This window comes from Zhongshania sp., from assembly GCF_041584495.1.
In the GTDB taxonomy this organism is placed as follows: Bacteria; Pseudomonadota; Gammaproteobacteria; order Pseudomonadales; family Spongiibacteraceae; genus Spongiibacter.
On record NZ_JBFHDY010000150.1, the window covers coordinates 1 to 6385 of the forward strand.

General features: G+C 43.7%; 4 protein-coding genes. 3 read left to right on the forward strand and 1 reads right to left on the reverse strand.

What is annotated here, in order from left to right; genetic code table 11:
* Window positions 1–10: 10 nt before the first annotated feature.
* Complete coding sequence (locus ABYP33_RS16730) at window positions 11–1531, reverse strand: aldehyde dehydrogenase (protein WP_373092288.1); 1521 nt, start codon at window positions 1529–1531, stop codon at window positions 11–13.
* Window positions 1532–1826: 295 nt separating this feature from the next.
* On the opposite strand from ABYP33_RS16730, the gene ABYP33_RS16735 reads away from it, so the two are divergent.
* The 3 genes from ABYP33_RS16735 to ABYP33_RS16745 all read left to right on the forward strand — a co-directional run bounded on the left by ABYP33_RS16735 (window position 1827) and on the right by ABYP33_RS16745 (window position 6223).
* A complete protein-coding gene (locus ABYP33_RS16735; protein WP_373092289.1) occupies window positions 1827–4352 on the forward strand; it encodes a TonB-dependent receptor in 2526 nt (841 codons plus the stop codon).
* Between the two features lie 125 nt (window positions 4353–4477).
* Window positions 4478–4798 carry a 2Fe-2S iron-sulfur cluster-binding protein gene (locus ABYP33_RS16740; protein ID WP_373092290.1) on the forward strand — a complete coding sequence of 107 codons (321 nt, stop codon included), beginning with the start codon at window positions 4478–4480 and terminating at the stop codon, window positions 4796–4798.
* Between the two features lie 48 nt (window positions 4799–4846).
* A complete protein-coding gene (locus tag ABYP33_RS16745; protein WP_373092291.1) occupies window positions 4847–6223 on the forward strand; it encodes a cytochrome P450 in 1377 nt (458 codons plus the stop codon).
* The last annotated feature ends 162 nt before the right edge of the window (window positions 6224–6385 follow it).

Sequence of the window (6385 nt, forward strand, 5' to 3'; positions counted from 1 at the left end):
GTCGCGAACCTTAAAACGTATGGACCAAGTGGTAAGTTGATTTTTTACTTGGGTCGCGTTCAAACGCTGTCGAAATCGATTTCAATTCTGTATACGAGTTTAGGCTGTTATGACTCATCTCCCGACCATAGCCGCTTTGCTTCATTCCGCCAAAGGGTGCGTCGGTACGCATCATGTGCCAGTCATTTATCCAAACTGAGCCAGCTTCGAGTTGGCGAGCAACCGCTTGAGCGCCAATGACGTCCTCGGTCCAGATACCTGCAGATAGTCCGTATATTGAATCGTTTGCAATGCCTATGGCTTCGTCTAGCTCGGTAAATTTAATAATAGAAACAACTGGGCCGAAGATTTCTTCACAAGCGTGTTTCATGTCATTCTGGCAATTGATGACAATGGTTGGCTCAAGAAAGTAGCCATTTTCGAAGCCCGCGACAATCTTGCGTTTCCCACCGGTAACGATGTGGGCGCCTTGTTCTTGAGCTGATTTAAGATAGGCCTCAATCCGATTAAACTGCTGCTCCGAAACAATAGGGCCCATGCCAGTTGCAGGATCGAGTGGATTACCTACGACTATTTTTTCTGCCAAGGTCTTCATTATGGCGATGAGTTCATCGTGAATATCGACATGGACAATTAATCGACTAGCTGATTCACAAGCCTGACCGGAGTTCATCATAATGCCGAACAGTGCACCATGCGCCACCAAGTCGATATTAGCGTCGGGCATTACGATAGCTGCACCTTTGCCGCCTAGCTCTAGAGTGACTCGCTTTAGCGTTGCCGCCGCCGCTACTTGAATACTCCGGCCTGTTTGAGTGGAACCTGTGAAGGATATCTTGTTAACATTGGGGTGCTTCACCAGTGCGTCACCAACGTTTATGCCAGAGCCGCTCACAAGGTTTAACACACCAGCGGGCAAAAATTGATTAACTAATTCAATTAGGCGGAATGTGGATGTTGGTGTTAATTCTGATGCTTTTACCACTACGGTGTTACCCGCAGCTAGAGCTGGAGCGATCTTCCATGAAAGCAAGAGAAGCGGGAAATTCCATGCCGTAATAATGCCGCACACACCAACGGGCTCTTTTACTACCATGGTGTGAACTTGTTCTGGGAGTAATTTGGGGGAAAGATTTTCGATAAATGGATAACTTTTAATTGATTCGGCGAGCGTGAAAAATAAATCTGCAATGGCTAGGATATCTAAACCCATGACCCGCTTGATCGTGCCGCCAGATGCTTGAACTTCTAAAATAGCCAGCTCTTGGGCATTCGCTAATACCGTGTTGCCGATTTGATACAATAATTTGGAGCGCGCGGCAACGCTGATGTTTCGCCAATCAGCATTTTTCAATGCTTGTCTGGCTGCTTTTACCGCTAGATCAACGTCAACGGCATCGCCATCGGCGGTTTTCGCGATTAGATTGCCTGTGGTTGGGCAGTGCACATCAATATAGCGACCAGAGTTTGGCTTTACTATATCGCCGTTAATAATGTGATGATAATGCGGTAATTCATGGGCGTTGTTCATTTCATGTCCTTGATGTTGGTCTTTATGGATCTAAATGGCTTTTAGTGTTGTTTTATTAAGTTGGATAGCAGGGCGCTTCAAGTGCTGAGTTAAGCATTTTATTAGTGTGTTTTAACAGATTATTGATGTTTAGCGCTGTTTGGTATTGGCTTTTTGGGACGATTTTTTGTCATTTGAGCGGACCTGCCGAGGGTGTCCTAATTTGTTAAAAAGATGTCCGTATCGGAAAAGACGGTAGCTGTTCTTTTGTAGATTATAACCGCCTAACAAAAACACTCATGAGGACAATAACTAAATGCGGAACTCTCAAAGCTATTTTAAAAAGATCACATTAAGTGCATCGTTAGCTAGCCTAAGTTATATCCCGACTACTTCTTTGGCGGCGCCGATGCTAGAGGAGGTTATTGTAACAGGGCAAAAGCGCTCGGAAAGCACGCAGGATACCCCTGTTGCAATCACTGGCATGACTTCGGATTCTCTGGAAAAATTTGGTTTTGCGAGTGCAAATGATATATCTGCTCAAGTACCGAATATGCAGGTTAGTGGTCCCTTCGGCGACGTTCAGCCGATCTTTGCAATTCGCGGTGTGAGTATGTCTGACTATAGTTCTAACCAAGCGAGTCCTATCGGTGTTTATTCCGATGAGTCTTATATGGGACCAGTATATACTCATGGGATGAACTTTTTTGATGTCGAGCGGCTAGAGGTGTTGCGTGGCCCACAAGGCACGTTATACGGGAAAAACACTACTGGTGGTGCAATCAATATCATTACCAAAACTCCAATAATTGACGACGGCTTTCATGTAAATGCCAAGTTGGGCGCGGGTAATTATGATTCACGAGTCGGTGACTTAGGGGTTGAGGGTACGTTAATAGATGAGACGCTAGCAGTGCGTGCCGCATATTCATTTTCTCGGAATAGTGGCTATACCGAAAACCGTTCTGGCGGTCCAAACTTATCTTCCATCGATTTCCAAGGTTTACGTTTAACACTGAATTGGCAGATATCTGAAAATTTAAATAATGTACTTAAGTTAACTCATGGCCAAAATGATTCAATGGCAAATGCGTCTAGGAATGAACCGCGTGGTGATCTTAATAATGGCGGAGCTGGACTTTTTGGCGCAGTAGGTGGTGTTGTTAGTGGTGCTTTGCTTCAAGGGGATGCTAGCAGCGGGTATATGGATAACACTGGATACTCGGCGTCGTCGCAAAATCTAGGAAGTCATGAGGTTGAAGATAATTTCACCGGTCCTTTAATTGTTAATTCTGACATGCTGGTTAATAAACTGGAGTATCTTGGTGAATACCACACCTTTACAAGTATCACCTCAGTGAGTATTTCCGACTATGCTCAGAAGCAGAATACTGACGGGTCGCCAGAACGTTTGCTTGAGATTCGTTGGGCTGTAGATACTGAGGCGTTTAGTCAGGACTTTAGAGTTTCTAGTAATTACGATGGCATGATTAATTTCATCGGCGGTATTTATTATGCTGAAGAAGAAATGGATATGCATAATGAGTATGCGATTTATGGAACTCCACCGGACGTGCGAGTTGCGATTACGTACCCTGGGGCTACTGGTTACTACCCGTATTTACTAGATTTTGGTCAACTTGATCAAAAGATGGTTACTGATAAGACAAGTTATGCGGCGTATACGCAGTTTCGTTTTGATATAAGCGCAGATTTTGGTATTGATTTTGGTATTCGCTACACGGTGGATGAAATAGATCTTACCTACCTAAATATTTCTAGAGAGGGATACGATGGTAGTCCGCGAGGAACATATGTTCCCGGCAATACTACTCGACATGATGAGCCATTTATACCGCTTAATCTCGGTGGTGACGCAGGTATTGTTGAGATCGATCTATTTCTTCAGAATTTACTCACTGGGGAAACAACACTCGACGATATTTTAGAGACAGGAGAGATTGGGTATACCCATGGCCCGTATACGACTGATTCTTCTACGCCTATGTCGGCAAAGGAGCAGGAGCTTACCGGTAAGATTGGTATAGATTATCGTTTCAGTGACGATTTGATGATGTATGCAAGCTATAGCAAGGGCTTTCGGTCAGGTAACTTTAATGGCGGTGTCTATTACAGAGAGCGTGATTTCGACGAGGCCTATGCAAGGCCTGAGTATATTGATGCTTACGAAATAGGGTTTAAATCAGACTTTTACGATCAGCGTGCTCGTGTTAATGCAGCGGCATTTTTATATGACTATAAAGACCAGCAGTTTATTAATGTGGTCGGTGTGTCGAACTTTCTGGAAAATGCTGGTGGCTCACAAATCGCCGGTTTAGAAGCTGAAATTATGTTTGCCGCAACTGAAAAATTAATGTTTATGATGGGGCTTGGCTATCTTGATACTGAATATACTGAGCTATCATTGTCAAATACGGAAACGCTTAATAATCCGAATGATGAAATTGACCTTGCCGGAAATGAGCTAATCTCGGCGCCAAAAATAAGTGGAAACATTTCTATAGATTACGAAATCTTCAGTGGAGACAGTGGGTACATTAACTGGAATGTTAACGCTAATTATCAGGATAAGCAGTGGTATAGCGCTTATAATGATAAGGGTGGGTATGAAAATATTAAGCAAGACGCCTATGCGCTAGTGAATACTCGTTTGACCTGGCGTGGAATTAATGAAGACTACTCGGTGTCTATATGGGCCAAAAATATTGCATATGAAGAATATGATGGGTATGCAATTAATCTTCAGGCTGGTTTCGGATTTGACTATTTTCAAGAAGGCCCGCCGAGAACATTTGGTTTAGATGCTACGTATAAATTTTAAAAGATATTTCGACTCTAACTAGAGATATCAGCGAGATCGTATTATTTAATAAAACTTGAATAGTGGAGCTGTGGTGACGCGTTAAAATTGTAAATTGGTCATACAGTTTCACGAAGGAGAGCAGTATGGGATGCATTACGTTTATTGAGCACAACGGTACGGAGCACACAGTAGATATTGAAGCAGGGAAATCCTTAATGCAAATTGCCTTGGATAATGGGATTCCGGGTATTGACGCCGACTGTGGTGGCGTGTGCGCATGCGGTACCTGCCATGTCATTATTGAGGGTGCTGTCTTTAATATGACCGGCGATGCAACCGAAGATGAGTTACAAATGTTAGATCTTACGCCAGAGCGTAGTGATACCTCTAGGCTTGCTTGCCAAATTATCACCACGGATGCGATGGATGGCATGGTTGCGCGCCTGCCTGAATTTCAGATGTAAAAAGTAACAAATAATACTCAACGGATAATTTGAAAAGGTGGAAAGGCTATGAAAATTGTTGATTTGATTGTGGAAAAGGGCGTCGAACGGGTCCCAATGCACTTGCAAATTAAAGCCGGTCATATGTTGTACAAGGCTAAAAACAAGCTAGGTGTTTACACCGAATTTCCGGAGTTTGTAGAGACACCTATTCCAGAAGTGTCTGATCTGGCGATCGCCGATATTGACGTTAGTAACCCCTTTCTTTTTAAGCAAAATCGTTGGGAGTCCTATTTCAGACGGCTGCGTGATGAATGCCCAGTCCACTTTCAGGAAAATAGCCCATTCGGACCATTTTGGTCGATTACACGGTACGACGATATTGTTTTTGTGGATAAGCATCACGACCTATTTTCCGCCGAGCCATTTATAATTATCGGCGCGACGCCGAAAGAGCTCTCTCTTGAGATGTTTATCGCGATGGACCCACCAAAACACGACGCGCAGCGTCAAGCTGTTCAGGGGGTTGTGGCACCGAAGAATCTTAAAGAAATGGAAGGTCTTATTCGCAGCCGTACTCAGGAAGTCCTAGATCAGCTGCCGCTAGATACGCCGTTTGACTGGGTTGAAAATGTCTCTATCGAACTGACTGCTAGGATGCTTGCTACGCTGTTAGACTTCCCTTATGAAGAACGTCGAAAGCTGGTTTATTGGTCTGATTTAGCGGGTGGCGGTGCCGAGATGACTGGTGGGTCGACTAATACCGACGAGCTGTTCGAGGGAATGAGGGATATGGCTAGGCATTTCTCTGAACTTTGGCACACGAAAAAGGAGAAGTTGAATTCTGGTGAGGTTGGTTTCGACTTGATTAGTATGCTACAGAGCAGTGAAGATACTAAAGACCTCATTAACAGGCCTATGGAATTTCTCGGTAATTTAGTCTTATTGATAGTTGGTGGTAACGACACTACTCGGAACTCGATGTCGGGTGGTGTGCTTGCCCTGAATCGTTTCCCAGAAGAGTTTGCCAAGCTCAAAGAAGATCATAGTTTAATTCCAAATATGGTGTCTGAAATTATTCGATGGCAGACGCCCTTAGCATATATGCGCCGTATTGCCAAGCAAGATGTCGAAATCAGTGGTAAGGTCATTAAAAAAGGCGACAAGGTCGTAATGTGGTATGTCTCTGGCAATAGAGATGAGCGCGTAATAGATAAGCCTGATGACTTTATTATTGATCGTAAAAGCGCTCGTAATCATCTTTCCTTTGGTTTTGGTGTGCATCGTTGTATGGGTAACCGCTTGGCAGAATTGCAATTACGTATTCTGTGGGAAGAAATGTTGGCCAGGTTTGATAACATTGAAGTGCTTGGCGATCCTGAATATGTACAGTCTAATTTTGTGAAAGGATATTCTAAGATGATGGTACAGCTGTCGAAAAAGTAGTTATAAGTTAGAGCGAGTAATTTGTTCTGGTTGAATGAACCGGACGCTTTAATAAGAGACAATACCCGTCAATTATTGGAGTGTCATCATGGGACAGAAACGCAGTTACAAGCAGTACTCTAAAGAATTCAAAGAAGAAGCCGTTGCCTTAATTCGTGATCA